A 25,524-nucleotide genomic window follows, 5' to 3' on the forward strand; every position below is an offset into this window, starting at 1 on the left:
CTTAATTAACGCTTGATGGAAGCGTAGTAGCTAGCAATGGTGTCGATTTGGGCATCGGTCAAGCCCTTGGTGATCTGATGCATCACCGTCGCAGGGCGTGTGCCATTTTTAAAGGCTTGCATTTGCTGCACGTGGTAGTCCTTGGGCATGCCTGCCAGAGCGGGAATAGCTGACCCCTCGACGGTACGTCCTTCGGTGCCGTGGCAATTGGCACACATGGCTGCGGTGGCGCGGTTGTTGAGTTGCGTGGCTTTGTCTTCGGCGTATGCATTTACGCTCAAACCCACGGAAAAGACTGTCGCAGCGAGTAAACGCAGCAAGTGGGAATGTGTTTTTTTCATCGTGACCTCGTTGAAGAGAGAAAATCAATCAGTGATCGGTAATATATCCAGAATGACAAAACGCCTGCACGGGGTTTACCCAGTGTTGGTGCGCTCATCCAGTTGAAAAACTATAGCTTAAGAATTTGAATTCGTTGTCTGTCCTACCCCTGCATCCATGTCGGCGAACTGATGGGGCGCGCATTGAAGCGGGATGCGTAGGGTCTGCTTCATATGATTTAGTCGTTGCTTATATTTAGTCTATGCTATGCGCTCTGGCATACGTATAACTTGGTACAGATCAAGTCCAATACCGCGGCCTCTTTGGGAGAAGTGATGTTGAAAGCACCGTTTTTTCGTTTTCTAAGCGTGGTTTTGTGGCTGTGTTGCGCTGGCTTGGTCACTGCTTCGTATGCTGAAGTGCCACGAACGCAAGTGGCTTCACCCCAACCTCTGATGCAGGCCAAGCAAGTTGTGCCCAACGTGTACTACGTCCAGGGCGCTTCCGAAATGGGGTCGTCTGCTAATCAAAACTTCATTTCTAACGCTGGATTTGTGGTCACGCCTGCGGGGGTGGTGGTGGTTGACGCTTTGGGTTCGCCAGAACTTGCGCGTCGCTTGTTGGCTGAAATCGCCAAGGTGACAAATAAGCCCATTCACACCGTAGTGCTGACGCATTACCACGCTGATCACATTTACGGTTTGCAAGTGTTCAAAGAGGTGGGTGCACGCATCGTGGCGCATGGCGCTGCGCGCGAGTACCTCACCTCAGACACGGCGCGTTTGCGCTTGGACATTTCACGTCAAGAGCTTTGGCCGTGGGTAGACGAGAAAACCCGCTTGGTACCTGCCGACGAATGGTTGATCACATCCAAAATGCTCGTTGTGGGTGGCGTGCGCTTTGACATTCAACCGGTCGGACCATCCCATACTGCCGAAGACTTGGTGGTCTACTTGCCAAAACAGAAGGTATTGTTTGCAGGCGACTTGGTGTTTCGAAATCGCATTCCATTTGTGGGCCAAGCAGACAGCCGCCATTGGATAGATGCTATGGAAAACTTGCTCCAATTTGATACCCGATGGGTAGTTCCAGGTCATGGCCCTATCTCCAACGATCCCAAGGGGGATATGACATTGACGCGCGATTACTTGATCTATTTGCGCGAAGTCATGGGCCGAGCTGCCAGAGACATGGAACCGTTTGAAAGTGCCTACAGTGCAACGGATTGGTCAAAATTTGACAAAATGCCACTTTTTAAATCAGCCAACCGTATGAACGCTTACAACACCTATTTGCTGATGGAGCATGAAGCCAAGTGAACCGGGCTACATGTTTGTCACGACGCCAAGCTTTACAAAGCATCGCCTTGTTCGCGTTGGGCTCAGGCGCTCTGACGACTCTAGCCGCACCTGTGACTTTGCCCAGCACAGAGTCGTTGGCTGCTTCGCTTGATCAAGCACTCCGCGTCAAACAACCCTTGGTGGTGATGGTCAGTCTGCATGGCTGTGCGTTTTGCAAAGTGGTGCGCGAGAACTATTTGCAGCCCTTACGAGCCTCGGGTTTGCAGGTGGTGCAAATCGACATGCGCGACAACCGTGCTTTGGCGGATTTTGATGGCACATCCCTCACGCACGATGCGTGGGTACGCAAGCAGGGTATCAAGTTGGCGCCCACCGTGTTGTTCTTTGGCGCGCAAGGGCGTGAAGTGGCCCCTCGACTGAAAGGCGCCTATTTGCCGGATTTCTACGGTGCTTACTTGGATGAGCAGCTGGCAGTGGCACGTCGCGTGGTGGCTGGCACATGATTCCTATCAAAACCGAGTCAGCTTGGCGGGGCACATCAGACTGCCGCAATTGCGGTGTCCGAGATATGGTGTTGTTTGCCGATTTGAATGAGCAAGACTTCAAACTCATCCATGCACCGATTGACGACTTGGTTTATCGGTCTGGGCAATCGTTGTACGACGAGTCAGACAAAGCATTGGGCGTGTTCACCCTGCGAAAGGGGTTGGTCAAGCTGGTTCGTGTCACGGCAGACGGTCGAGAGCGTGTGGTGCGTGTTCTGTTTGCTGGCGATGTGGTGGGCTTAGAAGCCTTGGCCACAGGCCACTACGACAGTCAAGCTGTGGCTTTGAGTGAAGTGTCCCTGTGCCGGATTCCGCTGGATGTGATTCATCAACTCGGGGCCAATAGCCCGCGCCTGCATCGCAAGCTCATGGAGAAGTGGCAAAGTGCTTTGAAGCAGGCGGACGACTGGCTGGCTGAGTTGAACTTTGGCAGTGCGCGTCAGCGAGTGCGGCATTTCATTTACAAAATGCATGAGGTGTCCGAAGATGGCACTGCCACCTTGTTTGGTCGCGACGATATGGGCGCCATGATGGATTTGAAGCTTGAAACTGTCAGCCGCGAGGTGACAACCTTGGTGCGCGCAGGTGTCATTGAGCCTCTGGACAAGCAGGGGCGACGCTACAAGGTCCTGTTGCCCGCGCTTTTGCAAGAGAACTAACAAATAGGCTGCGCATGAAAAAGTTTCTTATTGTGATTTTGTTGATGTCTGCGAGTATCGCGAATGCGCAGCAACATCCTCTTTTTAAAGAGGCAGATCTGCAAGCGGGTGAAAAACTGATTGCAGAAAACCAATGCAACGAATGCCACATTCGTCGCGTCGGAGGCAATGGCAATGCGATTTACAAACCGAAAGGTCGCATCAACACGGCAGGTGCTTTGCGCGGCATGGTGGAGTACTGCAACACAGAACTCAACCTCGGTTTTTTTCCAGAAGACACCACCGCAGTAGCGGCTGTCTTGAACAAACGCCACTACAAGTTTCGTTAAGTTAATTTGGGTTATGGCGTAAACCCGATGGTCTTCGTATCAGAGATGATTTATATTAGCGTCTGTTGATATATAACTTGATGTGGAAGGACTGTCTGTGAAAACACCAGATGGCATTCAATCGGGACGCATTCAAAAAGCACCCGAAAATTTTTTAGACCATGACGGAATTAGCACCGTCATTGCAGAAAGCAAAAACGGTCGTCGCAGCTTCATTCGCAGTGCATTTGCCGCTGCTGCCGCAGGTGCTGCTGCACCCATGGCTTTGGCTCAGGGCAATCCTGTGCCTACCGAGGGCGGGGACACCAACATCTTGAACCTGCCAGAGCATGCGACAGGCCTCGGCCAAGGTGTGGCTGCCAACAATGGATACGGCATACCGTCCAAGTTCGAATCTAACGTGCAACGTCGTCAAAGCCCAGGCTTGACACAAACCACGCAAGCTTCGGTGTCGTTTGCGCCCTTGCAATCGTTGTTTGGCATCGTCACACCGAGTGGCTTGCACTTTGAGCGTCACCACCAAGGTTGGTGGGACATTGATCCGTCTAAGCACCGCTTCATGATCAACGGCATGGTGAAAACACCCAAGGTGTTCACCATGGATGAAATCATGCGGTTGCCTTCCGTCTCACGTTTCCACTTCATCGAGTGCGGTGCAAACACGGCGGTCGAGTGGGGTAACGTGGCTGTGCCTACGGTGCAATACACGCATGGCATGGTGTCGTGTAGCGAGTTCACTGGCGTGCCTTTGATCACCTTGCTCGAAATCGCGGGCGCTGACTTCAAGAATGCCAAATTCATCTTAGCCGAAGGTGGCGACGGTTCATCCATGACCCGCACCATTCCCATGAGCTTGATCTTGTCTGGCGAAGTGCTGGTGGCCTATGGTCAAAACGGCGAAATGCTGCGCCCGGAAAACGGCTACCCCTTGCGCCTGATCGTGCCCGGCATTCAAGGTGTGAGCTGGGTCAAGTACTTGCGCCGCATTGAGGTGGGCGACATGCCCTACGCAGCCAAAGACGAAGCCGTGCACTACATGGACTTGATGCCCGATGGTCAACACCGTCAGTACACCAACATCCAAGAGTGCAAGAGCGTAGTCACCACGCCTTCTGGTGGTCAAGTCCTGTTAGACAAAGGTTTTTACAACATCACGGGCTTGGCATGGTCGGGCCGCGGCAAGGTGAAAAAAGTTGACGTGTCTGTCGACGGTGGCCGTAATTGGCGTCAAGCCCGCTTGGAAACGCCGGTGCTCAGCAAAGCGCTGACCCGCTTCAACATCGACTGGGTGTGGGACGGCAAGCCCGCCATCATCCAAAGTCGCGCCACAGACGAGACGGGTTTTGTGCAACCCACCTACAAGCACTTGCGTGCGGCGCGTGGCACCCGTTCGATTTATCACAACAACGCCATCCAATCTTGGTTGGTGCAAGAAAACGGCGAGGTTAAAAATGTCCAAGTTTCTTAAAGTTGTTTTGACCACAGCCTTGTTGGCGACTGCTGGTTTTGCCAGTGCACAAAGCACGGCTTACCCTGGCGTGGGCCGTCCCGCCACCGTCAAAGAAGTGGCCGCATGGGACATCGACGTTCGCCCTGACTTCAAAGGGTTGCCTGCAGGCTCAGGCTCGGTTGCCCAAGGCCAAGACTTGTGGGAAGCCAAGTGCGCCCATTGTCACGGCGTGTTTGGTGAGTCCAACGAAGTTTTTAGTCCATTAGTGGGCGGCACGACCAAAGACGACATCAAAACCGGCAACGTGGCCAACTTGAAACGATCCGACTTTCCCGGCCGCACCACGATGATGAAGGTCGCCACCGTGTCCACCCTGTGGGACTACATCAACCGCGCCATGCCTTGGACGGCGCCTAAGTCACTCAAGCCGGATGAGGTGTATGCGGTGACTGCCTACATGTTGAGCTTGGCCGATGTGGTGCCTGAAAATTATGTTTTGTCCGACAAAAACATCGCGGAGGTGCAAAAGCGCATGCCTAACCGCCATGGCATGACTACCAAGCACGCAATGTGGCCAGGCAAAGAGTTCAACGGCACCCCCAAGCCCGATACAGCCAATGTCGCCTGCATGAAAGACTGCATTCCAGAAACCCATGTGGCTTCCATGCTGCCCGACTACGCACGTAACGCGCACGGTAACTTGGCTGATCAAAACCGTTTTGTTGGACAGCAACATGGCGCAAACACGACGATGCCTGAAAACAAGTCAGCCGCTGCGGGTGTGACAGCAACTCCTGCGTTTGCTAAACCAGCAGCGAAGGTGGCAGATCCTGCATTGGCATTGCTGGCCAAGCACAATTGCACGGCATGTCATGCGCAAAACACCAAAGTGGTGGGCCCAAGCTTCAGCGATATCGCAAAGAAGCATGCAGGCAAGGCCGATTACTTGACCAGCAAGATCAAGGCTGGTGGTGTCGGCGTTTGGGGCCCCATCCCAATGCCTGTTCAGAATGCGCCTGATGGGGACATCAAGATCATGGCCAATTGGCTAGCCGCAGGTGCGGCAAAATAACCCAAAACTTTTTTTAGGAGCATGACATGCAAACTCGTCGCGAGACCCTCAAGCACAGCGCTGCGGTGGCAGGCCTTTTGGCCTCAACCGGCCTGTTTCCACACTACGCGCAAGCGTTTGAAAAAGCTGCATTTGACGCGAAAAGCGTTGCAGATGCTGTCAAAGTCATGGGTGGCGCAGCCCCCGTGGAAAGCAAAGACGTCACCATCACCGGTCCAGACATCGCTGAAAACGGCGCTGTGGTGCCCTTGGGCGTGAGTACCAGCTTGGCTAACGTCAAACGTGTGTTGTTACTGGTGGAGAAAAATCCATCGGCTTTGATTGCCATGTTCAACGTGTCGCCAGACGTAGATGCCAATTTCTCTACACGCGCCAAGATGGGCCAATCGTCTGACGTGTACGCCGTCGCAATCACCAACGACGGCAAAGCTTTCTTTGCGAAGAAAGAAGTCAAAGTCACACTCGGCGGCTGCGGCGGCTAATTTAGAAAATTTAGGAGAAATAACATGGCAGATCCAATGCGCATTCGCGCCCAAGCAGCTGGCGATAAAGCAACCATCCGTGTCTTGATGAGCCACGAAATGGAATCCGGTCAACGCAAAGACGGTACCGGCAAAACCATTCCCGCTTGGCACATCCAAGACGTGACAGCCACATTGAACGGCAAAGTCGTCATGACAGCCGAGTGGGGCCCAGCTGTGTCTAAAAACCCGTTCTTGCAGTTCACCATCAAAGGCGCTAAGGCCGGTGACAAAGTGGGCGTGGTTTGGAAAGACAACAAGGGCGACACACGCTCTGACGAAGCCACCGTTTCGTGATGAACTCGAACGCAGTGGAGACACGCATGAAAAAAATAATTATTGCCTTAGGGCTCATTGGCTTGTCGGCCGCAGCGTTCGCCCAAAAGTCATCCGCCGACAGCATCGCGGAGTACCGCGCCATGCTGCAAGACGGCAATCCTGCCGAATTGTTTGAAGCCAAAGGTGAAGACCTGTGGAAGCAAAAACGCGGGCCAAAAAATGTCTCGCTTGAAAAATGCGATTTGGGCAAAGGCGCAGGTGTTGTCAAAGGCGCGTGGGTTGAATTGCCCCGTTACTTTGCCGATACGGGCCGTGTGCAAGACCTTGAATCCCGTTTGGTGACTTGCATGCAAGAGCTGCAAGGCTTCAATGGTGAAGAGATTTCCAAGACTCCTTTTGGCAGAGGCGAGCAAAGCAACGTGACCGCTTTGGCCACGTGGATTTCTGCGGAATCCAAAGGCATGAAGTTCAACCTCTCACAAAGCCACATCGAAGAACGCAAGATGTACGAAGTGGGCAAGCGCCTGTTCTTCATGCGCGGCGGCTCACACGACTTTGCCTGCGCCACTTGCCACAGCCAAGACGACAAACGCATCCGTTTGCAAGACTTGCCCAACCTGACCAAGAACCCCGGTGCTGGTGCTGGTTTTGGTGCTTGGCCCGCTTACCGTGTGTCCAACGGACAAATGTGGGGCGCCCAGTTGCGCTTGAACGATTGCTACCGTCAACAGCGTTTCCCTTACCCCTTGTTTGGCAGTGATGTCACCATCGCTTTGGGCGTGTACATGGGTGTGAACGGCAAAGGTGGCGAAGCCATCGCGCCTGCGATCAAACGATAAGGACAACGCAAATGAACCGTAAATATCAAATCGCCTTGAGCGCTGTCGCCGTTGCCTTGCTGACCGCCTGTGCGACACCCATCCCCTCTGCCGCCGATCTCGACAAGTTGACACAAGACATCTTGAATCGTTCGTTCCGCGCCGAAGGTCAGGCCAAGCTCGACCGTCTAAGTCCTGACGAGGACAACCGCTTGTGTGCTGAGTCCGATCAGACGGGCGTCCCCTTGGAGGCCAAGGTGGCCGAAGCCATCGAAGCACGCAATATGGCGACCATCAAAGCCCCAACGGACGGAAAGTTCTTAGGCGACTGGAAAGAGGGCGAGAAAGTTGCCCAGAGCGGTGCTGGCAAGACGTGGACCGACAAAGAAGGTTCGCTCAATGGTGGCAATTGCTACAACTGCCATCAGATCAGCAAAGAAGAGCTGTCTTACGGCACGCTTGGCCCCAGCTTGTACAACTACGGCAAGTTGCGCGGTGTGGCCAATCCAGCCAGTGCAGAAGCAAAACCCATTGTGGAATACACCTGGGGCAAATTGCAAAATGCACGCGCCTACAACGCATGTTCCAGCATGCCACGCTTTGCGCACAAGGTCATCCTGACGGAGACTCAAATCAAAAACGTCATGGCCCTGTTGCTCGACCCTGCGTCGCCTGTCAACAAGTAATCTTTTTTCAGCCGCAGCATGAGCAATCATCTGCGGCTTTTTTACGCTCTTTAAATAAGCAGGTGATGATATGAACTTAACCAAACGCGAATTCATGCAAGTCATGGGCGCTGGCTCAATGGCTGGCCTCAATATGAATGCCTATGCGCAAGCAGATAGTCATGTGGCTGCTCATGGCCTGTATGACATTCCTAAGTTTGGTCAAGTGTCATTTCTACACATGACCGACTGCCATGCGCAGTTGAAGCCCATCTACTTTCGTGAACCCAGTGTCAACTTGGGCATTGGCAGCATGAAAGGTCAGTTGCCCCATTTGGTGGGCGAGCATTTGCTCAAAACAGCAGGTGTGCGCCCCGGCAGCGCCGAGGCCTATGGCATGAGTTATTTGAACTTTGAAGTGGCGGCCAAACGTTACGGCAAAGTGGGCGGCTTCGCGCACTTGGCCACCTTGGTCAAGCGCCTCAAAGCCAGCAGACCCGGCGCTTTGTTGCTCGATGGGGGTGACACGTGGCAAGGCTCGGCCACATCGCTGTGGACCAACGGCCAAGACATGGTCGACGCCTGCAAATTGCTGGGCGTGGACGTGATGACCGGTCACTGGGAGTTCACCTATGGCATGGAGCGCGTGCAAGAAATTGTCGAGAAAGACTTTGCGGGCAAGGTCGACTTTGTGGCGCAAAACATCAAGACCCAAGACTTTGGCGACCCAGTTTTCAAGCCCTATGTCATTCGAGAAATGAATGGTGTGCCTTGCGCCATCATTGGCCAAGCGTTCCCTTACACGCCCATTGCCAACCCGCGTTACATGGTGGCCGATTGGGCCTTTGGCATTCAAGACGACAACATGCAAAAAATGGTCGACGAAGCCCGCGCCAAAGGGGCGCAGGTGGTGGTCGTGTTGTCGCACAACGGCATGGATGTGGATTTGAAGATGGCCAGTCGCGTCAGTGGCATTGACGCCATCATGGGCGGTCACACCCACGACGGCATGCCTGTGGCCACCTTGGTCAGCAACGCTGGCGGCAAAACCATCGTCACCAATGCAGGATCGAATGGCAAGTTTTTGGGCGTGCTTGACTTTGAGGTGAAGAACAAAAAGATCACGGACTTCCGCTACAAGTTGTTGCCCATCTTCTCCAACATGTTGCCTGCCGACAAAGAGATGGATGCGCTCATCACCAAAATCCGCGCACCTTACGAAGCCAAACTGAACGAGAAGCTCGCCATCACGGAAGGCACGTTGTACCGTCGTGGCAACTTCAACGGCACGGGTGACCAGTTGTTGCTTGATGCCTTGATGGATGTGCAAGGCGCTGACATGGCCTTCTCACCTGGTTTCCGTTGGGGCACGTCCTTGCTGCCCGGCCAAGCGATCACGCGCGAGTGGTTGATGGACATGACAGCCACGACTTACTCTTATGCCACCGTGTCCGAGATGAGCGGCGAGACCATCAAGACTGTGCTCGAAGACGTGTGCGACAACTTGTTCAACCCTGATCCGTATTACCAACAGGGCGGCGACATGGTGCGCGTGGGTGGCTTGGAGTACGTGTGCCGTCCCAACGAAAAAATGGGCAACCGCATTGGTGAAATGCGACTTAAAGGCAAGCTCATCGACGCTAATAAGAAATACAAAGTGGCGGGTTGGGCGCCTGTGGCCGAAGAGGCCAAGCATCAAAACCTAAAACCCGTTTGGGAAGTGGCTGAGCAATGGCTCAAAGCCAGTGGTGGCAAAGTGTCCAAACGCACGCTGAACACGCCCAAGCTGGAGGGTGTTTTACCCAACCCAGGCTTTGCCGCCTGAGTTGGCTTGCAGGGGCGCTGCGTTGGCTTAGCGTCCCATGCTCCAAATATTGGTAGAGCGTGCGCCGCTGCGGCAAAACGCCAGCACAGGTCCGGTTGCGGCTTTCATCAGGGCCGCGAATTGCTGTGTTTGTTCAGGCGTGATTTGACCGCTGATCACGGGCAAATAGTGGTAGCTCAAGCCAGCCGCCGCAGCGGCTGTCGCCATCTGCGCTGAGGTGGGCTGCGCTGGACCGCCTTCACCGTCGGGGCGGTTGTTGATCACGGTGGTGAAGCCATGGGCAGCAATCGCTGCCATGTCTTGCGGATCAATTTGTGGCGCTGTGGCAAAGCTGGGATTGTGCTGGGTGATTTGAACGCTCATATGAATCCTTCGAGGTTAGAGTAGCTAACGCTTAGTTTACAAAACGCCGCAACGCTATCGGTACAAGCTGTGCCCTGTGCGTCAGGGCTGTGTCGCTTTCGGTTTGCGCTCTGCCCACTCATAGATGCCCATGCCCAGCACCATGGCCAGTACAAACACCAGCGCCTTGTCTTGACCTGCCGCCATCGACACCAAGGCTGGACCTGGGCAAAAACCAGCGAGTCCCCAGCCCGCACCAAATAGCAAACCGCCCAGCACCAAACGTTTGTCGATGTGTGTGGCAGTTGGCAAATGCAAGGCACCACCCAGCACATTGGTCGTGCGCTTTTTGGCGATGGTGAAGGCCACGAACCCTACCAAAATGCCGCCGCCCATCACGAAGGCCAGTGAAGGGTCCCACGTGCCGGCCAAGTCCAAAAAGCCCTGTACTTTGCTTGGATCGGTCATGCCGGATAGCAGCAAGCCCAGTCCAAACAAAAGGCCCACGATGAATTCTGAAAGACGGTGCATGAGGGGCTCCTTAGATGACATGACGCATGACAAAAACCATGGCAAAACCAGCCGCCATGAACGACAGCGTAGCCACCAACGAACGGGGCGACAAGCGGCTCAAACCACACACGCCGTGGCCACTGGTGCAGCCTGCGCCATAACGGGTTCCCAAGCCAACCATCAAACCCGCTGCGACAACGGCTCCCCAGCCCGCATCAATGCGGGGGGTGCTGATCCAGTCGCTTGGAAACAACAGGCGTGCAGCGAGGGGCGATACAAAGAGCCCCAACAAAAACGCAATACGCCAACTGGCATCGCGCACTTTGGGAGCCAGCAACCCGCCCACGATGCCGCTGATACCCAAGATTCGGCCGTTGACCAAGATGAACATGGCCGACGCGATGCCAAGCAAAATGCCGCCCGCCAGCGACATCCAAGGGGTGAAATGGTTCCAATCGATTTGCATGGCAAAGCTTTCGTTTGAGTAAATGCAGAATTTTTAAATTGGCGTTAATATATCAGTTAATTCTTATATTTAAAAGGCCATCCATGTCGTCTGTTTCAAACCCTGTTGTTCATGGCATCTTTGACCCTGCTACATGGACCGTCACTTACGTGGTTTACGAGAAAGAGGGCAGTGCCTGCGCCATCATTGACTCGGTGCTCGACTACGATCCCAAGTCGGGCCGTACAAGCACCGAATCGGCAGACAAAGTCATTGCGTATGTGCGCGAAAAAAATCTGCAGGTGTCATGGATTTTGGAGACCCATGCGCATGCCGACCACCTCACCGCTGCACCTTATTTGAAGGCGCAATTGGGTGGTCAAACCGCGATTGGGGACCACATCACCAAGGTGCAGCACGTCTTCAAAGGCATCTTCAACTTGGAGCCTAGCTTCAAAGAAGACGGCACCCAGTTCAATCACTTGTTGAAAGAAAACGAAGTCTTCGCCATTGGCAGCCTGACGGCACGCACTTTGTTTGTGCCAGGTCACACCCCGGCTTGTGTGGCTTATCAAATTGGCGATGCGGTGTTTGTGGGCGACACCTTGTTTATGCCCGATGTCGGTTCGGCACGCTGTGATTTCCCGGGCGGTGATGCCAAGACTTTGTATGCGTCGACGCGCAAACTGTTGAGCTTGCCGACTGAGACACGTCTCTTCATGTGCCACGACTATCCGCCCAACGATAGGCCCGTTCGCTTTGAGACCACCGTCGCCGAGCAGCGCGCACACAACATCCACCTACACGATGGCATCAACGAAGCTGAGTTCATTCGCATGCGCACCACACGCGACGCCACCTTGGCCATGCCGGTGTTGATCTTGCCGTCCGTGCAAATCAACATTCGCGCGGGCGAGATGCCGCCCAAGGAAGACAACGGCGTGTCGTACCTCAAAATCCCGGTAAACGCGCTCTAAATTTGTTGGTATTCAGGTCCCTATGAATCCGCCTTAGATGATTTGGTAATTAACAACCAATAACTCAGTCGTTCCCTTTTGAGCACCACGCTCTCAGAATTCATCCATTGAAATTTTTCAGATGAATTCGAAGGGAACACACATGATTCAACGTCAACACTTTCTCAAGACACTCGCCGCTACCGCTTTGCTGGCAGTCAGCGGTTTTTCCGCAGCGCAGTCGCCCGTCACACTGTTGAATGTGTCGTATGACCCCACCCGAGAGTTGTACTCAGAGTTCAACGTCGCCTTTGCCAAACATTGGAAAGCTCAGACCGGCCAAGACGTGATCATCAAGCAATCGCATGGTGGTTCTGGCAAACAAGCCCGCTCGGTGATTGACGGCATCGATGCCGATGTGGTCACGTTGGGATTGGCCGGTGATGTGGATGCGCTCTACAAACACGGCGGCTTAATCCCTCAAGACTGGCAAAAACGTTTGCCGAATAACTCAGCGCCTTACACCTCGACCATTGTGTTGGTCGTGCGCCAAGGTAACCCCAAAGGCATCAAAGATTGGGACGACTTGGTCAAGCCAGGCATCAGCGTCATCACCCCTAACCCCAAAACATCGGGCGGCGCGCGTTGGAATTATTTGGCCGCTTGGGAGTTCGCCAAACGCAAATACGGGGGTGATGCGAAGGCCAAAGACTTTGTGGCTGCACTCTACAAAAACGTGCCTGTGCTCGACACAGGCGCACGCGGTTCGTCGGTGACGTTTGCGCAGCGCAACCAAGGTGATGTGTTCATTTCTTGGGAGAACGAGGCGCATTTGTTAGAAAAAGAGTTTGGCAACAAGGTCGACATCGTCTATCCATCCCTCAGCATCTTGGCTGAACCACCGGTCACCCTCGTGGACAAAAACGTCGATCGCAAAGGCACCCGAAAAGTGGCCGAAGCCTATTTGAATTACCTCTACACCGACGAAGGTCAGGACATTGCGGGCAAAAACTTTTACCGCCCTATCTCCGCCAAGGCACAAGCCAAATACGTCAAGCAGCTGCCCAAGTTGCCCTTGTTCACCATCGATCAAGCGTTTGGTGGTTGGACCAAGGCTGACAAAGACCACTTTGCCGATGGCGGCAGCTTTGACCAAATCTATTTGAAGAAGTGATGTTCAATGGCCAATGATCTTGGCCAAGAACGCCTGTGTGCGTGCATGGCGTGGATGCTCAAAGAATTCGGAGGGCGGGGCTTCTTCCACAATTTGCCCCTGATCCATGAACACCACGCGGTCTGCCACGGCGCGGGCAAAGCCCATTTCGTGGGTGACGCACAGCATGGTGATGCCTTGTTGGGCCAATTCCGTCATCACGTCCAACACCTCTTGAATCATCTCGGGGTCGAGAGCCGACGTGGGTTCGTCAAACAACATGATTTGCGGGCTCAGGCACAAGGCCCGCGCAATCGCCACGCGTTGTTGTTGACCGCCTGAGAGTTGCAAAGGGTACTTGTGGGCTTGGTCGGCAATACGCACACGTTCAAGTTGCTGCATGGCCCGTTGGTTCGCTTCAGCGGCGGGCAGCTTACCCACAAAGATGGGTGACAGCGTGAGGTTTTCTAGCACGGTGAGGTGCGGGAATAAGTTGAATTGCTGGAACACCATGCCCACTTGACGACGCACTTGGTCGATGTCGCGCAGGTTGTCACTCAGCGTCACGCCTGCCACCGTGAGTTGGCCTTCTTGATGCTCTTCCAAGCGGTTGATGCAGCGAATCAAGGTGGACTTGCCCGATCCCGATGGCCCGCAAATCACGATGCGCTCACCACGTTGCACGCGCAAGTTGATGTCACGCAGCGCATGAAAATCGCCAAACCATTTGTTGACGTTCTCGAAACTCAGGATAGGGTCAGACACGGGTGTTCCTTAGGGGCATCAGCGGTGCGCGAGTTGGCGCTCAACCCACAGGCTGTAGCGCGACATGGCGAAGCAAAACACAAAGTAGATCAGTGTGATGAACAGATAGCCTTCGATTTTGAAAGGTCGCCAGTTTGGATCACCACTGATAGCCAGCCCCAAAGCGCCTGAGAGTTCGTACAAACTCACGATGGTCACCAAGGAGGTGTCTTTGAAGATGGCAATGAAGTTGTTCATCAGACCCGGCACCACATGCGTCAAGGCTTGGGGCAAAACGACTAAGCGCTGTGTTTGCCAATAACTGAGCCCTAAGGTGGCAGCGGCCTCCACTTGTCCTAAGGGCACGGCTTGCAAACCACCGCGAACAATTTCGGCGGTGTAAGCCGCTGAGAACAATGTGATGCCCACCAAAACGCGCAGCAACACATCAGGCGAAGTGCCGCTGGGCAAGAGCAGCGGGAACATGAAGCTGGCCATGAACAGCACCGAAATCAAAGGCACGCCGCGCACCAACTCGATGTAGCCCACGCACACGCTGCGTAAGGCGGGCAGGGTGCTTTGCCGCCCCAGGGCCAGCAACACGCCCAACGGAAACGCCAAGCTGATGGCCAGCGTGGCCAGCATCAAGGTCAGCGGCAGGCCACCCCATTGGTCGCTGGGCACCGCTTGCAAGCCAGTTGGGGTACCCCACCAACTGCCACCGCCCATCAATCCAAAAAACAGCAGCCAAACGGCCACCCACATCAGTACCAAGCTGCGCCGCCAAAAGATGGGCAAACAACTCAGCACCAGTGCCGACGTCAATATCAGTGTGGCCACCAAAGGCCGCCATTGCGCCTCAAAGGGGTAACGCCCGAGCAAGATGAGTCGGTATTTTTCGCTCACCACGCCCCAACAGGCACCGACACCGCGCAAGGCTTGGCAGCTGTCTGCATCGGCTTGCCATACCGCCCGCCATAGTGCCCAGTTCAGTACCGTTGGTAGCCACCACAGAAGTGCCGCTATCAACAAGGCACTTACCAACGCTTGACCTGTCGTGGGCCACAGATGGGTGTGACACCACTGCCAAAGCGTGCGGTGTGCCATGGGTGCGGGTCTGGCCGACACCCAAGGGTGGTTAGTGCCTTGACTGGGCATCACCGTGCCCTCAGCGCCATGCGGCGGTTGTACATATTCATCAGCGCAGCGGTCAGTAACGACAAGCTCAAGTACACCGCCATCACAATGGCGATGCACTCCACAGCGCGGCCCGTTTGGTTCAAGGCCGTGTTGGAGATGTTGACCAAGTCGGGGTAGCCAATGGCCACCGCCAGCGATGAGTTTTTGATCAAGTTCAAATACTGGTTGGTCAAGGGCGGGATGACCACGCGCATGGCTTGGGGCAACACCACCAAGCGTTGTATCTGCCAAGCGGACAAGCCCACGCTTTTCGCCGCTTCAGTTTGGCCACGCGGCACGGCGGTGATGCCTGCACGCACCAACTCCGCCACGAAGGCGGAGGTGTACAAGCTCAAGCCCCAGGTCAGGGCTAAGAATTCGGGCGTCACGCTGGCGCCGCCTGTCACTTCGCCCACGCCTTCAACAATGCGCCACACGGGCACGTCCCACATCCAAGCGCCATCGGCATGGATCAGCCACGGCAGTGTCAAGCCGCCTTTGCTCAAAAACAGCCAATCGTTGAGGTGCAGCGGCGCATCGGTGTCTGGCATGAACTCCACCAGCAGCACGTACCACATGAAGAGTTGCAGCAGCAGGGGAATGTTGCGAAACAACTCGGTATAGCTGTAGCAAAGACCACGCGCCAAAGCGTTGTTGGATACACGTCCCAATCCTAGCAAGCCACCCCACACGGTGCAGGTGACGATGCCCAACACCGAGACGCGCAAGGTGTTGAGCAGTCCCACCAAGAAGGCTTGCCAATAGGCCTGCGTTGCGTCGTAGGAAATCATCGACTCGCCGATGTCAAAGCCCGCGGTGTCGAATAAAAATCCAAAGCCACTTTGAATGCCACGCGCACGCAAGTTAGTCAGCGTGTTGTTGAACAACCAATACGCCACGCCCACCAACACCGAAACCAACAGGAATTGGTACAACAGAGCGCGCGAGCGGCGGCTGTGCAGTGGCATATTGAGTCAGCCCAAATGAACGATGTGTGTGAGCGTGATCAGCGGATGGGCATGGCGTATTGCAAACCGCCTTTGCTCCACTGAGCATTCAGGCCGCGCTTGAGACCTAGGGGTGTTTTTTCGCCCAAGTGACGCTCGAACATTTCACCGTAATTGCCCACGGCGCCAACCGCACGCGCCAACCATTCGCGGTCTAGCCCGAGTAACTTGCCTGTGTCATCCGATTTACCAAGCAAGCGCAGTACCACGGGGTCGGTGCTCTCTGTTTTGAGTTGCTCGACGTTGGCGGTCGTGATGCCGACTTCTTCGGCCTCAATCAAGCCATACACCGTCCACTTAACGATGGCCAACCATTCGTCATCACCTCGGCGCACCATAGGACCCAAGGGTTCTTTGGAAATCAGTTCGGGCAGGATGACGTGGTCTTTCGGAGTCTTGGCTTCTTTGGCGCGGACAGAAGCCAAACCAGAGGCGTCGGTGGTGTAGGCCTTGCAACGGCCCGCAAAGTAGGCTGCATTGGCAGCATCAAACTTTTCAAACACCACGGGTTTGATGTCCAGTTTGTTAGCGCGTGAAAAATCGGTCAGGTTCTTTTCGGTGGTGGTGCCCGATTGCACGCACACGGTCGCACCTTTGAGTTGCTTGGCACTTTTGAGGTTGTTCTTGGCCGGCGTCATGAAGCCTTGGCCGTCGTAATAGGTCACGGCCGTTTGGTGCAAGCCCATAGATGAATCGCGTGTCAGAGTGAACGTAGTGTTGCGTGAGAGCACATCCACCTCGCCGGATTGCAAAGCGGTAAAACGCTGTGGGGCAGACAGGGGTACGTAGCGCACCTTGTCGGCACTGCCCAACACGGCAGCGGCGACGGCGCGGCAGACGTCCACATCCAAACCGGTCCATTTGCCTTGACTGTCGGCAGCCCCAAAGCCGGCCAAACCGGTATTCACCCCGCACACCACTTGGTCGCGTTGTTTGACGGTGTCTAAGGTCTTGCCAGCCCATGCGTTGACCGCGCCAGCGGCCAGTAAAACCAAGGCAACGACGGTGTGCGACTTACGACGAGTTGAGGGTGATTGCATGGGGTCTCCTACTTATAAAAATTACGAAATGCATTGTCCGTCAAATGCCAAAACCCTTGGCTCGATGCGGCCTGTGGCTGCATAGATGAATTAGCTATTAACAAACTACAAAACTGTAGTTTGTGAATGACGGGCGCCTACCCACAATCGCGCCCATGTTTCAAACACGCCCCCTCTCATCTCATTCCTTGGAGCTTCAAACGGTATGAAAAAATTTCTACACACCACCTTGGCCGCTGCGCTTTTGGCAGTCAGCTCTTTGGCCTCAGCCCAAACTTTGCTGAACGCGTCGTATGACGTGGCCCGCGAGTTTTACAAAGACTACAACGCCGCCTTCGTGGCCCACTACAAAAAGACCACCGGCAAAGACATCAAGGTCGACCAAGCGCACGGCGGCTCTAGCGCCCAAGCGCGTGCGGTCAACGATGGCTTGGATGCCGACGTGGTCAGCATGAACACCACCACCGACATTGAGTTTTTGGCCAGTACCGGCGTGGTGGCCAAAGACTGGGCGAAGAAGTTTCCCAACAACGCATCGCCCACCACCTCGACCATGTTGTTCCTCACGCGCAACGGCAACCCCAAGGGCATCAAAGATTGGGACGACCTGGTCAAGCCTGGGGTGCAAGTCATCATCGTCAACCCTAAGACCGGTGGCAATGGCCGTATGGCGTATTTGGCGGCTTGGGCCTATGCGCGTAAAAAAGGTCAAACCGATGCACAAGCGGCAGATTTTGTGGCCAAGCTGTTCAAGAACGTGCCGGTGCTCGCCAAAGGTGGCCGTGATGCGACCACCATCTTTTTGCAACGCAACATTGGCGATGTGTTGGTGACCTTTGAATCCGAGGTCGTGTCCGTGGACAGTGAGTTTGGCGAAGGCAAGGTGGATGCGGTACATCCCTCCATCAGCATCATTGCTGAAAACCCAGTCGCTGTGGTGGAGCGTACTGTGAACAAAAAAGGCACAGGCGAATTGGCCACGGCCTATTTGAACTACTTGTATTCAGACGAAGCGCAAGAAATTGCCGCCAAGCATGCCTTGCGCCCACGTTCGCCCACGTTGCTGAAGAAGTATGCGTCCACCTTTAAGCCTATTCAATTGGTGCCTGTGAGCGAGTATTTCGGCTCACTCAGTGAAGCGCAAAAAGTCCACTTCAATGATGGCGGTCAGTTCGACAAGATTTACACACTGAAGTAATTATTCATGGCATTGTTTTATCTGTCGCGCAGCCATAAGGCGGCGCGCGTTCTTCCTGGCTTCAACATCACGCTTGGTTTCACGCTCACTTACTTGAGCTTGATTGTGTTGATCCCTCTCTCTGCTTTGGTCTTCAAAACCTTCACGCTGACATGGGAGCAATTTTGGGCAGCCGTCACCGGCCCCCGCGTGATGGCGTCGTATCGCTTGACGTTTGGTGCGTCGCTGATTGCGGCTTTGGTCAACGTGGTGTTTGGCTTGCTTGTGGCTTGGGTGTTGGTGCGTTACGACTTTTTTGGCAAGAAGGTGGTCGACGCATTGGTGGACTTGCCCTTTGCTTTGCCCACGGCGGTAGCGGGTATTTCGCTCACAGCCTTGTTGGCGGGTAACGGCTGGATCGGTCAGTACTTAGAGCCCATGGGCATCCAACTCGCGTTCAACCCCAACGGCGTGGTGATTGCGCTGATCTTCATTGGCTTGCCCTTTGTGGTGCGGACCGTGCAGCCGGTGTTGGAAGACGCAGAGAAAGAGCTCGAAGAGGCGGCCACTTGCTTGGGTGCCACGCGCTGGCAAACCTTCACGCGGGTGATTTTTCCCAGCATCGCGCCTGCCTTGTTGACCGGCTTTGCCATGGCGTTTGCGCGTGCGATTGGTGAATACGGCTCGGTCATTTTCATTGCGGGCAATATGCCCATGGTGTCTGAAATCACGCCGCTCATCATCATCGGTAAGTTGGAGCAATACGACTACGCCGGTGCCACCGCCGTGGCCGTGGTGATGTTGGTTATTTCGTTCATTTTGTTGTTGGTCATCAATGCCCTGCAAGCTTGGCAGCGTCGCCACACAGGAGCCCCAGCATGAGCACCACGATGAATCCTTCACAGCGTCGCGCTCAAGCGGGCACGACCGAGCCCGCCTGGGTGCGTTACAGCCTGATTGGTGTGGCGTTGACCTTCATGTTTTTCTTCTTGGTCTTGCCTTTGGCGGCGGTTTTTACCGAAGCCTTGCGTAAAGGTTTTGACGCGTATTGGGTGGCCCTGCAAGAACCCGATGCTTGGTCGGCCATTCGCTTGACCTTCATCACCGCACTCATTGCTGTGCCATTGAACTTGGTGTTTGGCGTGGCGGCTGCTTGGGCGATTGCCAAATATGAATTCACAGGCAAAGCGTTTTTAACCACGCTCGTGGACTTGCCGTTTTCGGTGTCGCCGGTTGTGGCGGGTCTGATCTACGTGCTGATGTTTGGTGCACAAGGTTGGTTTGGCCCGTGGCTGCAAGCGAACGACATCCGAATCATCTTTGCGGTGCCTGGCATTGTGTTGGCCACCGTGTTTGTCACGTTCCCCTTCATCGCACGTGAGCTGATTCCGCTCATGCAAGCGCAGGGCAATGACGAAGAGCAGGCGGCCATTGTGTTGGGTGCCACAGGCTGGCAAACCTTTTGGTATGTCACGCTACCCAACATCAAGTGGGGTTTGATTTACGGCGTGATCTTGTGTAACGCCCGTGCCATGGGGGAGTTTGGCGCGGTGTCGGTGGTGTCGGGCCACATTCGCGGGCAGACCAACACCATGCCTTTGCATGTGGAAATTTTGTACAACGAATACCAATCGGTGGCGGCGTTTGCCGTGGCCTCGCTGTTGGCTTTGTTGGCATTGGTGACCTTGGCCATCAAGTCCACGGTGGAGTGGCGTCATGCGCGTGAGCTCAAAGCCACGGCTGATTTGCCGCCCGAGAACCCACACGCATAAAAAGCGCTGACGCAGAATTTAAGAATACGAGTATCGAATCATGAGCATCGAAATCAGAAACATCCACAAACAGTTTGGCGATTTCCAAGCGCTGGGCGATGTGAGCCTAGACATTCATTCTGGCGAGTTGATCGCGTTGTTAGGCCCTTCGGGCTGCGGAAAAACCACCTTGCTACGTATCATCGCGGGTTTAGAAAACGCAGATGCGGGCACTATTTTGTTCAGCGGTGAAGATACCACCCATGTGCATGTGCGCGAGCGTCAAGTGGGTTTTGTGTTCCAACACTACGCCTTGTTCCGCCACATGACGGTGTTTGAAAACGTGGCCTTTGGCTTGCGCGTCAAGCCGCGCAACGAGCGCCCCAGCGAAGAACAAATCAAAAAGAAGGTGCACGACTTACTCAGTCTCGTGCAACTCGATTGGTTGGCCGATCGCTACCCCTCGCAGCTCTCAGGTGGTCAACGCCAGCGCATTGCCTTGGCGCGTGCTTTGGCGGTGGAGCCCAAAGTGTTGTTGTTGGATGAACCTTTTGGCGCCTTGGATGCCAAGGTGCGAAAAGAGTTGCGTCGCTGGTTGCGCCGCTTGCACGACGACTTGAACGTGACGACCATTTTTGTGACGCACGACCAAGAAGAAGCCCTCGAAGTGGCTGACCGCGTGGTGGTGATGAACAAAGGCCATGTCGAACAAGTGGGCAGCCCGCAAGAGGTGTGGGAGCACCCTGCTAGCCCGTTTGTGTATGGCTTCTTGGGTGATGTGAATTTGTTCCATGGCCGTGCCCACGAAGGCGAAATGCACATTGGTGTGGAAGACCAAACGATGCGAATGGCCAGCCCCGAGCACCACGCCGCAAAGGACGCCAAAGCCTTTGCTTATGTGCGCCCCCACGACCTCGATGTGCGTCGTTACGCATCCGGCAGAGACGACGAAGGCGGCATTGTTGCGCAACTCACCCGTGCCATCGTGGTCGGGCCCATTGCGCGTTTGGAGCTGGTCGCGGCTGAGGGCGGTGCTGCGTCAGATCAGCAGATCATTGAAGCGCAAATCCCTGCATCGCAGTTCTACGAGCAGGGATTTATTGAGGGTGAGACCTTGGTGCTCACACCACGCAAAGCGCGGGTGTTTGTGGCCTAACTTCCAGCTGTTTCAGGGAGTTGGTGGGCTCAGACGTATTGCTTGAACCAAGCCACCGCGCGGCTCCAGCCATCCGCCGCAGGGGCTGCACGGTAGCTGGCGCGGTAGTCGGCATGAAACGCGTGAGGTGCGTCTGGGTAAACCACAAATTCTGAGGCCTTTGCCGCTGTGTTGCCTTTGGCCGCTGCTTGCGCCAAGGCACCTTTCATCGCGTCGACCGACGTCACAGGAATGCCCGTGTCTGCAGCACCGTACAAGCCCAGTACGGGGGCTTTCAACATAGTAGCCAACTCGATGGGATGCTTGGGGTTGTTGGCATTGGTTTGTCCTTCCATACGACCGTACCAAGCCACGCCAGCTTTGATTTTTGGGTTGTGAGACGCATAGAGCCAAGTGATGCGACCGCCCCAGCAAAAGCCCGTGATGGCAACTCGGTCTGGATTGCCGCCGTGGGTTGCGGCCCAAGCCAAACAAGCGTCTAAGTCGCTCATCACTTGGGCGTCAGGCACTTTGGAGATGATTTCTGATTGCAGTTTGGCAATTTCGCCATACATGCTGGGATCACCTTGGCGCACGAACATTTCAGGTGCGATGGCCAAGTAACCGAGCTTGGCAAAGCGTCGTGTGACATCTGCAATGTACTCATGGACACCGAAAATTTCCGAAATGACCAAGACAACAGGCAGATTCTTTTGACCCGCAGGTGCAGATCGGTAAGCGGGCATTTGAAAGCCATTGACGCTGATCATCACTTCGCCTTCTACCAAGCCTTCACCCGAGGTTTTGATCGCTGTTTGTGCCATCAATGGCATGGCTGCAGCGGCATAGCCTAAGCCCAACGCAGATTGCAAAGCCAGACGTCTCGTGGGTGGGGTATGAGACTGTCCGTCGTGGTTGAGCAGAGCTTGGGTGTCTTGAAGGGCGTTCGTGTTCATATGTTTACCTGTGCGTGTGGGACAAAATGTGGGTCAAGCTTACGATGAATCGTGGAATGGGGCTTCGCTTCAAAATGAATTCCCTCCAACAGAATTTAGATTGTTATTGCGGGCTTAAATATAAGCCATCAATGATTCATCGATACAATTTCAAGCAACCCACCCAGGCCAAACCAGCCTGTCTTCATTTCTTAAGGTCGCCATGAACCGCCATTTGTTGCTGCTCGCCATCGCCCAGGGCTTGTTCCTGACCAACAACGTGACCTTTATTGCGATCAATGGTTTGGTGGGTTTGAGTTTGGCGCCACAAGCGTGGATGGCCACGCTGCCTGTGATGGGCTATGTGGTGGGCGGTGCACTCAGCACGGGCTTGGTGGCCAAATCGCAGCAACGTTTTGGACGCAAGGGCTCGTTTCAACTCGGGTTGTTGGTGGCGTTGCTGTCTGCTGCGTTGGGCGCATTTGCGGTGCTTGCACAATCATTTTGGCTGTTGGTCACGGCCACGGTGGTGGCGGGTTACTACAGCGCCAACGGTCAGTTGTACCGCTTTGCTGCGGCTGAATTGTGCAAGCCCGACTACCGTGAGAAAGCGGTGTCGTTGGTGATGGCGGGGGGCTTGATCGGCGCCATCATCGGTCCCAACTTAGCGATTCAAACCAAAAGCATGTTTGGTCTGCCGTTTGCTGGCGCTTATGTGGCGCTGATAGGGGTGGCTGCTTTGTCGATGGCCGTGATGAGCCGCATTGAATTTCCACCGGTGCCCGTTGTCAAAGTAGACGATGGACAGGGCCGTCCTTTGCGCGTGATCATGCGACAGCCCGTATTTGTGATTGCCACTCTGGCTGCAGCTTTAGGTTACGGCGTGATGAACCTGCTGATGGCGGCCACACCCTTGGCTATGCAAGTGTGTGGTTTGCCTTTTGAAGACACAGCTTGGGTGCTGCAATGGCATGTGATTGGCATGTTTGCACCTGGGTTTTTCACGGGCCATTTGATCAAACGCTTTGGCGTGCTGCCCATCATGGGCGTTGGCGTGGTGCTCAACGCGGCGTGTATTGCCATCGCGTTGTCGGGCACCGATGTGCACCAATTTTTACTGGCTTTGTTTTTGCTGGGTGTGGGCTGGAACTTCTTGTTCACAGGCAGCACCACGTTGTCGATGCAGGCGTACACCGCGGCTGAAAAAAATCGCGCACAAGCAGCCATCAATTTTTGTGTATTCACCACCATGGCATTCACGTCGTTTGCATCGGGTGCTTTGGTCACCAGCCAAGGCTGGGCTTGGCTCAATTGGGGCTCTTTGCTCCCCGTGGCGATGACGGGGGCGGGTTTGTTGTGGCTGGCTAAGCAACGAAGCCCCAGCGCGCCATGATGTGGGCACGCTTGATGTGAATCAAGCGTGCCACATTGGCGTTTTAAGGCAGGCTGCGGGCGTAGACCGCCATGGCCTCAATTTCTTCATCGGTCAAGCTTCGCGCAGCGCTGGCCATGGTGCCGTCCATGTCCGCGCGAACGCCAGAACGCAGGTTACGAAGTTGCGCAATGAAATATTCGCTGGATTGGCCAGACAGCCGTGGCACGTGTTTTTGCCCTTGCAGTTGTGCGCCATGGCATGACGAGCAATATTGCTGTTGCGCAATTTGCTGACCGCGAGTAATTTGCGCAGCGTCGCCGCCGGCATGCGCTGGAGGCGCGGGCAGTTTGGCGTAGTGCGCCGCGATGTCGCGCATGTCTTGTTCGCTCAAGGTCGCGGCAATGGCTTCCATACCGCCGCCTTTGCGTCGTTGGTCGCGAAACTGCAGCAGCTGATAAAAGATCGACAACTGTGGTTGTGCAGCCAAGTGAGGCGTGCCGGGGATGGCCGACACGCCGTTCTCTCCATGGCAAGCCGCGCACAGTTGTGCTTTGGCTTGACCTGCCACCGCATCAGGTGCTGCAGTGGCGTAAGAGGTGGTGAGTGCTAAGAAAAAAAAGGCCATTCCAGGAATGGCCTTTGAAACGTTCGAAAACATTATTTGCTGTGTGAGACGCGGAAGATGGCACCGGCCACATCGTCAGACACCAACATCGAGCCGTCTTTCATGACGTGCACGTCGGCAGGGCGACCCCAGAAGTCATCGCCCTGAATCCAACCAGAGATGAACACTTCTTTTTTGGTCACGTTGCCTTTGGTGTCAAGCGCCACACGCACCACATCAAAACCGGTTTTCTTGGTGCGGTTCCAAGAGCCGTGTTCAGCGATGAAGATGTTGTTGGTGTATTCAGCCGGGAATTGCTTGCCGGTGTAGAAGCGCATGCCCAAGGCTGCAACGTGAGGGCCAATTTTCAAGACAGGTTTGTCGAACTCATCACAAGAGCGGCCTTTGCCAAAGTCGATGTCCAGCAGGTCGCCTTGGTGGCAGAACGGATAGCCAAAGTTCATGCCTTTGCGCGTGACGCGGTGCAAGGTGTCGTTGGGCAGATCGTCATTCACCCAATCACGGGCGTTGTTGGTGAACCACAACTCTTTGGTGACAGGGTGGAAGTCCATGCCCACGCTGTTACGCACGCCGTGCGCCACGGTTTCCAAGATGTTGGTCTTGAGGTTCAAGCGAACAATGGTGGCGTGCGTCACAGGCTGAACCACGATGTTGGCAGGTGTACCAATTTGGAAATACAAGTAGTTGCCGTCTGGGCTCAACTTCATGAACTTCCAGCCGTGTGGTTCGTCTTTTGGCAATGCGTCAAACACGACCACGGGTGTCGGTGGTGTGTCCAAGTTGGCTTCAATGTTGTCGTAGCGAATGATGCGCGACAGTTCGGCCACATACAGCGAGCCGTCTTTGAACGCCACGCCGTTGGGGCGGTGCAGACCTTTGGCAATGGTCTTGACTTCGCGCTTACCGTCTTTTTCGACCACGGCATACACATTGCCTGGGAAACGGGTGCCCACAAACAGAGTGCCGTTGGGTGTTTGCACCATGGAGCGTGCGTTGGGCATGCCAGAAGCCCACAGCTCGACTTTGAAGCCAGCAGGGACTTTGAGTTTGTCTGTAGGAATATCGCCTGCAGGCAGAGCGGTCATGCCTGGTGGGTGGGGGACCAAGTTAAGTGCGGCTTGCTCGGCGGTGCGGCCTTGTGCCCAAGTCGGTGGAATGGCTGGTGCTGCGGGTGCAGCAGCAGGGGCCTGCGCCATGGCCAGAGTGCTTAGGGCCATGCCCACGGCGAGTGAAGCGCTTTGCAAAGCGCGATTAAATCGGGTTAATTTCACAAGGGTCTCCTAAAGGTGAGGCGAATTAAAACCGAAATTTGCACCGAAAGAGTCACCAAGGCGATTGGTTTTGCAAATAATTTAGGTTGTC

The 25,524-nt window shown here is 54.9% G+C and carries 29 protein-coding genes; 18 read left to right on the forward strand and 11 right to left on the reverse strand.

The features are described 5' to 3' along the window. Positions 1–5: 5 nt before the first annotated feature. Positions 6–341, reverse strand: coding sequence for a c-type cytochrome (locus tag B9Z42_RS05670; protein WP_100132394.1), 336 nt, complete (start codon positions 339–341; stop codon positions 6–8). A gap of 315 nt (positions 342–656) precedes the next feature. Between B9Z42_RS05670 and B9Z42_RS05675 the strand changes: the two genes are divergently transcribed. From B9Z42_RS05675 to soxB, 11 genes are all read left to right on the forward strand, one after another. After that, the gene (locus B9Z42_RS05675; protein WP_233203544.1) at positions 657–1,640 is read left to right on the forward strand and encodes an MBL fold metallo-hydrolase; all 984 of its coding nucleotides are present in this window, start codon (positions 657–659) and stop codon (positions 1,638–1,640) included. Next, on the forward strand, positions 1,637–2,125 hold the full coding sequence (locus tag B9Z42_RS05680) for a thioredoxin fold domain-containing protein (protein ID WP_233203545.1): 489 nt from the start codon (positions 1,637–1,639) through the stop codon (positions 2,123–2,125). The genes B9Z42_RS05675 and B9Z42_RS05680 overlap by 4 nt, the downstream gene beginning before the upstream one ends. Next, complete coding sequence (locus tag B9Z42_RS05685) at positions 2,122–2,826, forward strand: Crp/Fnr family transcriptional regulator (RefSeq protein ID WP_100132395.1); 705 nt, start codon at positions 2,122–2,124, stop codon at positions 2,824–2,826. The genes B9Z42_RS05680 and B9Z42_RS05685 overlap by 4 nt, the downstream gene beginning before the upstream one ends. A gap of 14 nt (positions 2,827–2,840) precedes the next feature. Beyond that, positions 2,841–3,155, forward strand: a complete 315-nt coding sequence (locus B9Z42_RS05690; protein WP_100132396.1) for a hypothetical protein — start codon at positions 2,841–2,843, stop codon at positions 3,153–3,155. Between the two features lie 97 nt (positions 3,156–3,252). Beyond that, positions 3,253–4,623 (forward strand): sulfite dehydrogenase, encoded by a 1,371-nt coding sequence (soxC, locus tag B9Z42_RS05695; protein WP_369806844.1) that lies wholly within the window; start codon positions 3,253–3,255, stop codon positions 4,621–4,623. Further along, positions 4,607–5,677, forward strand: a complete 1,071-nt coding sequence (locus B9Z42_RS05700; RefSeq protein WP_100132397.1) for a c-type cytochrome — start codon at positions 4,607–4,609, stop codon at positions 5,675–5,677. The genes soxC and B9Z42_RS05700 overlap by 17 nt, the downstream gene beginning before the upstream one ends. Positions 5,678–5,703: 26 nt before the next feature. Beyond that, on the forward strand, positions 5,704–6,159 hold the full coding sequence (gene soxY / locus B9Z42_RS05705; RefSeq protein ID WP_100132398.1) for a thiosulfate oxidation carrier protein SoxY: 456 nt from the start codon (positions 5,704–5,706) through the stop codon (positions 6,157–6,159). Between the two features lie 24 nt (positions 6,160–6,183). After that, positions 6,184–6,495: a thiosulfate oxidation carrier complex protein SoxZ gene (gene soxZ, locus B9Z42_RS05710; protein WP_199171990.1), complete on the forward strand. Its 312-nt coding sequence runs from the start codon at positions 6,184–6,186 to the stop codon at positions 6,493–6,495. Positions 6,496–6,521: 26 nt separating this feature from the next. After that, a complete protein-coding gene (soxA, locus tag B9Z42_RS05715) occupies positions 6,522–7,316 on the forward strand; it encodes a sulfur oxidation c-type cytochrome SoxA (RefSeq protein WP_100132757.1) in 795 nt (264 codons plus the stop codon). A gap of 11 nt (positions 7,317–7,327) precedes the next feature. Then, entirely contained in the window at positions 7,328–7,981 is a 654-nt protein-coding gene (gene soxX, locus B9Z42_RS05720; RefSeq protein ID WP_100132400.1) for a sulfur oxidation c-type cytochrome SoxX, read from the forward strand. A 70-nt stretch (positions 7,982–8,051) separates the two neighbouring features. Further along, positions 8,052–9,785, forward strand: coding sequence for a thiosulfohydrolase SoxB (soxB, locus tag B9Z42_RS05725; protein WP_100132401.1), 1,734 nt, complete (start codon positions 8,052–8,054; stop codon positions 9,783–9,785). A 27-nt stretch (positions 9,786–9,812) separates the two neighbouring features. Here soxB and B9Z42_RS05730 read toward each other — a convergent pair whose 3' ends face one another. The 3 genes from B9Z42_RS05730 to B9Z42_RS05740 all read right to left on the reverse strand — a co-directional run bounded on the left by B9Z42_RS05730 (position 9,813) and on the right by B9Z42_RS05740 (position 11,106). Next, positions 9,813–10,148 carry a TIGR01244 family sulfur transferase gene (locus B9Z42_RS05730; protein WP_100132402.1) on the reverse strand — a complete coding sequence of 112 codons (336 nt, stop codon included), beginning with the start codon at positions 10,146–10,148 and terminating at the stop codon, positions 9,813–9,815. 81 nt (positions 10,149–10,229) lie between these two features. Then, on the reverse strand, positions 10,230–10,658 hold the full coding sequence (locus B9Z42_RS05735) for a YeeE/YedE family protein (protein ID WP_100132403.1): 429 nt from the start codon (positions 10,656–10,658) through the stop codon (positions 10,230–10,232). A 10-nt stretch (positions 10,659–10,668) separates the two neighbouring features. After that, positions 10,669–11,106, reverse strand: a complete 438-nt coding sequence (locus tag B9Z42_RS05740; protein ID WP_100132404.1) for a YeeE/YedE family protein — start codon at positions 11,104–11,106, stop codon at positions 10,669–10,671. An 83-nt stretch (positions 11,107–11,189) separates the two neighbouring features. On the opposite strand from B9Z42_RS05740, the gene B9Z42_RS05745 reads away from it, so the two are divergent. After that, on the forward strand, positions 11,190–12,062 hold the full coding sequence (locus tag B9Z42_RS05745; protein WP_100132405.1) for an MBL fold metallo-hydrolase: 873 nt from the start codon (positions 11,190–11,192) through the stop codon (positions 12,060–12,062). A gap of 142 nt (positions 12,063–12,204) precedes the next feature. Continuing rightward, a complete protein-coding gene (locus B9Z42_RS05750; RefSeq protein WP_100132406.1) occupies positions 12,205–13,215 on the forward strand; it encodes a sulfate ABC transporter substrate-binding protein in 1,011 nt (336 codons plus the stop codon). 3 nt (positions 13,216–13,218) lie between these two features. Here the strand turns inward: B9Z42_RS05750 and B9Z42_RS05755 are convergent, their stop codons facing one another. From B9Z42_RS05755 to B9Z42_RS05770, 4 genes are read right to left on the reverse strand one after another with little or no spacing between them, the layout of a single operon-like run. Then, positions 13,219–13,959 carry an amino acid ABC transporter ATP-binding protein gene (locus B9Z42_RS05755; RefSeq protein WP_100132407.1) on the reverse strand — a complete coding sequence of 247 codons (741 nt, stop codon included), beginning with the start codon at positions 13,957–13,959 and terminating at the stop codon, positions 13,219–13,221. A gap of 18 nt (positions 13,960–13,977) precedes the next feature. Continuing rightward, positions 13,978–15,096, reverse strand: coding sequence for an amino acid ABC transporter permease (locus tag B9Z42_RS05760; RefSeq protein ID WP_100132408.1), 1,119 nt, complete (start codon positions 15,094–15,096; stop codon positions 13,978–13,980). Then, complete coding sequence (locus B9Z42_RS05765) at positions 15,096–16,085, reverse strand: amino acid ABC transporter permease (RefSeq protein ID WP_100132409.1); 990 nt, start codon at positions 16,083–16,085, stop codon at positions 15,096–15,098. The genes B9Z42_RS05760 and B9Z42_RS05765 overlap by 1 nt, the downstream gene beginning before the upstream one ends. A gap of 38 nt (positions 16,086–16,123) precedes the next feature. Further along, positions 16,124–17,164: an amino acid ABC transporter substrate-binding protein gene (locus B9Z42_RS05770; protein WP_100132410.1), complete on the reverse strand. Its 1,041-nt coding sequence runs from the start codon at positions 17,162–17,164 to the stop codon at positions 16,124–16,126. A gap of 205 nt (positions 17,165–17,369) precedes the next feature. On the opposite strand from B9Z42_RS05770, the gene B9Z42_RS05775 reads away from it, so the two are divergent. Genes B9Z42_RS05775 through B9Z42_RS05790 form a run of 4 tightly spaced genes read left to right on the forward strand, consistent with a single transcriptional unit; the run spans position 17,370 to position 21,248 of the window. Next, positions 17,370–18,362, forward strand: coding sequence for a sulfate ABC transporter substrate-binding protein (locus B9Z42_RS05775; protein WP_100132411.1), 993 nt, complete (start codon positions 17,370–17,372; stop codon positions 18,360–18,362). Positions 18,363–18,368: 6 nt separating this feature from the next. Then, positions 18,369–19,223 (forward strand): sulfate ABC transporter permease subunit CysT, encoded by an 855-nt coding sequence (gene cysT, locus B9Z42_RS05780; protein WP_100132412.1) that lies wholly within the window; start codon positions 18,369–18,371, stop codon positions 19,221–19,223. Continuing rightward, positions 19,220–20,113 carry a sulfate ABC transporter permease subunit CysW gene (gene cysW / locus B9Z42_RS05785; RefSeq protein ID WP_100132413.1) on the forward strand — a complete coding sequence of 298 codons (894 nt, stop codon included), beginning with the start codon at positions 19,220–19,222 and terminating at the stop codon, positions 20,111–20,113. The genes cysT and cysW overlap by 4 nt, the downstream gene beginning before the upstream one ends. Positions 20,114–20,153: 40 nt before the next feature. Beyond that, positions 20,154–21,248: a sulfate/molybdate ABC transporter ATP-binding protein gene (locus B9Z42_RS05790; protein ID WP_100132414.1), complete on the forward strand. Its 1,095-nt coding sequence runs from the start codon at positions 20,154–20,156 to the stop codon at positions 21,246–21,248. A gap of 29 nt (positions 21,249–21,277) precedes the next feature. On the opposite strand, the gene B9Z42_RS05795 is transcribed toward B9Z42_RS05790, so the two are convergent. Then, positions 21,278–22,183 carry a dienelactone hydrolase family protein gene (locus B9Z42_RS05795; protein ID WP_100132415.1) on the reverse strand — a complete coding sequence of 302 codons (906 nt, stop codon included), beginning with the start codon at positions 22,181–22,183 and terminating at the stop codon, positions 21,278–21,280. A 202-nt stretch (positions 22,184–22,385) separates the two neighbouring features. On the opposite strand from B9Z42_RS05795, the gene B9Z42_RS05800 reads away from it, so the two are divergent. Then, positions 22,386–23,555, forward strand: coding sequence for an MFS transporter (locus B9Z42_RS05800; protein WP_100132416.1), 1,170 nt, complete (start codon positions 22,386–22,388; stop codon positions 23,553–23,555). Between the two features lie 43 nt (positions 23,556–23,598). Here B9Z42_RS05800 and B9Z42_RS05805 read toward each other — a convergent pair whose 3' ends face one another. Together B9Z42_RS05805 and B9Z42_RS05810 are read right to left on the reverse strand one after the other, a co-directional pair. Then, positions 23,599–24,162, reverse strand: coding sequence for a cytochrome c (locus tag B9Z42_RS05805; protein ID WP_158235911.1), 564 nt, complete (start codon positions 24,160–24,162; stop codon positions 23,599–23,601). Between the two features lie 32 nt (positions 24,163–24,194). Next, positions 24,195–25,358, reverse strand: coding sequence for a PQQ-dependent sugar dehydrogenase (locus B9Z42_RS05810; protein WP_100132758.1), 1,164 nt, complete (start codon positions 25,356–25,358; stop codon positions 24,195–24,197). Positions 25,359–25,524 lie beyond the last annotated feature (166 nt).

Origin of the sequence: Limnohabitans sp. B9-3 (assembly GCF_002778325.1) — a bacterium.
Taxonomy (GTDB): domain Bacteria; phylum Pseudomonadota; class Gammaproteobacteria; order Burkholderiales; family Burkholderiaceae_C; genus Limnohabitans; species Limnohabitans kasalickyi.

What these genes read in the sequence shown, in the direction of transcription:
- B9Z42_RS05670 (WP_100132394.1), bottom strand. Translation starts at nt 341, where the DNA reads ATGAAAAAAACACATTCCCACTTGCTGCGTTTACTCGCTGCGACAGTC.
- B9Z42_RS05675 (WP_233203544.1), top strand. Translation starts at nt 657, where the DNA reads ATGTTGAAAGCACCGTTTTTTCGTTTTCTAAGCGTGGTTTTGTGGCTG.
- B9Z42_RS05685 (WP_100132395.1), top strand. Translation starts at nt 2,122, where the DNA reads ATGATTCCTATCAAAACCGAGTCAGCTTGGCGGGGCACATCAGACTGC.
- B9Z42_RS05690 (WP_100132396.1), top strand. Translation starts at nt 2,841, where the DNA reads ATGAAAAAGTTTCTTATTGTGATTTTGTTGATGTCTGCGAGTATCGCG.
- B9Z42_RS05700 (WP_100132397.1), top strand. Translation starts at nt 4,607, where the DNA reads ATGTCCAAGTTTCTTAAAGTTGTTTTGACCACAGCCTTGTTGGCGACT.
- soxY (WP_100132398.1), top strand. Translation starts at nt 5,704, where the DNA reads ATGCAAACTCGTCGCGAGACCCTCAAGCACAGCGCTGCGGTGGCAGGC.
- soxZ (WP_199171990.1), top strand. Translation starts at nt 6,184, where the DNA reads ATGGCAGATCCAATGCGCATTCGCGCCCAAGCAGCTGGCGATAAAGCA.
- soxA (WP_100132757.1), top strand. Translation starts at nt 6,522, where the DNA reads ATGAAAAAAATAATTATTGCCTTAGGGCTCATTGGCTTGTCGGCCGCA.
- soxX (WP_100132400.1), top strand. Translation starts at nt 7,328, where the DNA reads ATGAACCGTAAATATCAAATCGCCTTGAGCGCTGTCGCCGTTGCCTTG.
- soxB (WP_100132401.1), top strand. Translation starts at nt 8,052, where the DNA reads ATGAACTTAACCAAACGCGAATTCATGCAAGTCATGGGCGCTGGCTCA.
- B9Z42_RS05730 (WP_100132402.1), bottom strand. Translation starts at nt 10,148, where the DNA reads ATGAGCGTTCAAATCACCCAGCACAATCCCAGCTTTGCCACAGCGCCA.
- B9Z42_RS05735 (WP_100132403.1), bottom strand. Translation starts at nt 10,658, where the DNA reads ATGCACCGTCTTTCAGAATTCATCGTGGGCCTTTTGTTTGGACTGGGC.
- B9Z42_RS05740 (WP_100132404.1), bottom strand. Translation starts at nt 11,106, where the DNA reads ATGCAAATCGATTGGAACCATTTCACCCCTTGGATGTCGCTGGCGGGC.
- B9Z42_RS05745 (WP_100132405.1), top strand. Translation starts at nt 11,190, where the DNA reads ATGTCGTCTGTTTCAAACCCTGTTGTTCATGGCATCTTTGACCCTGCT.
- B9Z42_RS05750 (WP_100132406.1), top strand. Translation starts at nt 12,205, where the DNA reads ATGATTCAACGTCAACACTTTCTCAAGACACTCGCCGCTACCGCTTTG.
- B9Z42_RS05760 (WP_100132408.1), bottom strand. Translation starts at nt 15,096, where the DNA reads ATGCCCAGTCAAGGCACTAACCACCCTTGGGTGTCGGCCAGACCCGCA.
- B9Z42_RS05765 (WP_100132409.1), bottom strand. Translation starts at nt 16,085, where the DNA reads ATGCCACTGCACAGCCGCCGCTCGCGCGCTCTGTTGTACCAATTCCTG.
- B9Z42_RS05770 (WP_100132410.1), bottom strand. Translation starts at nt 17,164, where the DNA reads ATGCAATCACCCTCAACTCGTCGTAAGTCGCACACCGTCGTTGCCTTG.
- B9Z42_RS05775 (WP_100132411.1), top strand. Translation starts at nt 17,370, where the DNA reads ATGAAAAAATTTCTACACACCACCTTGGCCGCTGCGCTTTTGGCAGTC.
- cysT (WP_100132412.1), top strand. Translation starts at nt 18,369, where the DNA reads ATGGCATTGTTTTATCTGTCGCGCAGCCATAAGGCGGCGCGCGTTCTT.
- cysW (WP_100132413.1), top strand. Translation starts at nt 19,220, where the DNA reads ATGAGCACCACGATGAATCCTTCACAGCGTCGCGCTCAAGCGGGCACG.
- B9Z42_RS05790 (WP_100132414.1), top strand. Translation starts at nt 20,154, where the DNA reads ATGAGCATCGAAATCAGAAACATCCACAAACAGTTTGGCGATTTCCAA.
- B9Z42_RS05795 (WP_100132415.1), bottom strand. Translation starts at nt 22,183, where the DNA reads ATGAACACGAACGCCCTTCAAGACACCCAAGCTCTGCTCAACCACGAC.
- B9Z42_RS05800 (WP_100132416.1), top strand. Translation starts at nt 22,386, where the DNA reads ATGAACCGCCATTTGTTGCTGCTCGCCATCGCCCAGGGCTTGTTCCTG.
- B9Z42_RS05805 (WP_158235911.1), bottom strand. Translation starts at nt 24,162, where the DNA reads ATGGCCTTTTTTTTCTTAGCACTCACCACCTCTTACGCCACTGCAGCA.
- B9Z42_RS05810 (WP_100132758.1), bottom strand. Translation starts at nt 25,358, where the DNA reads ATGGCGCAGGCCCCTGCTGCTGCACCCGCAGCACCAGCCATTCCACCG.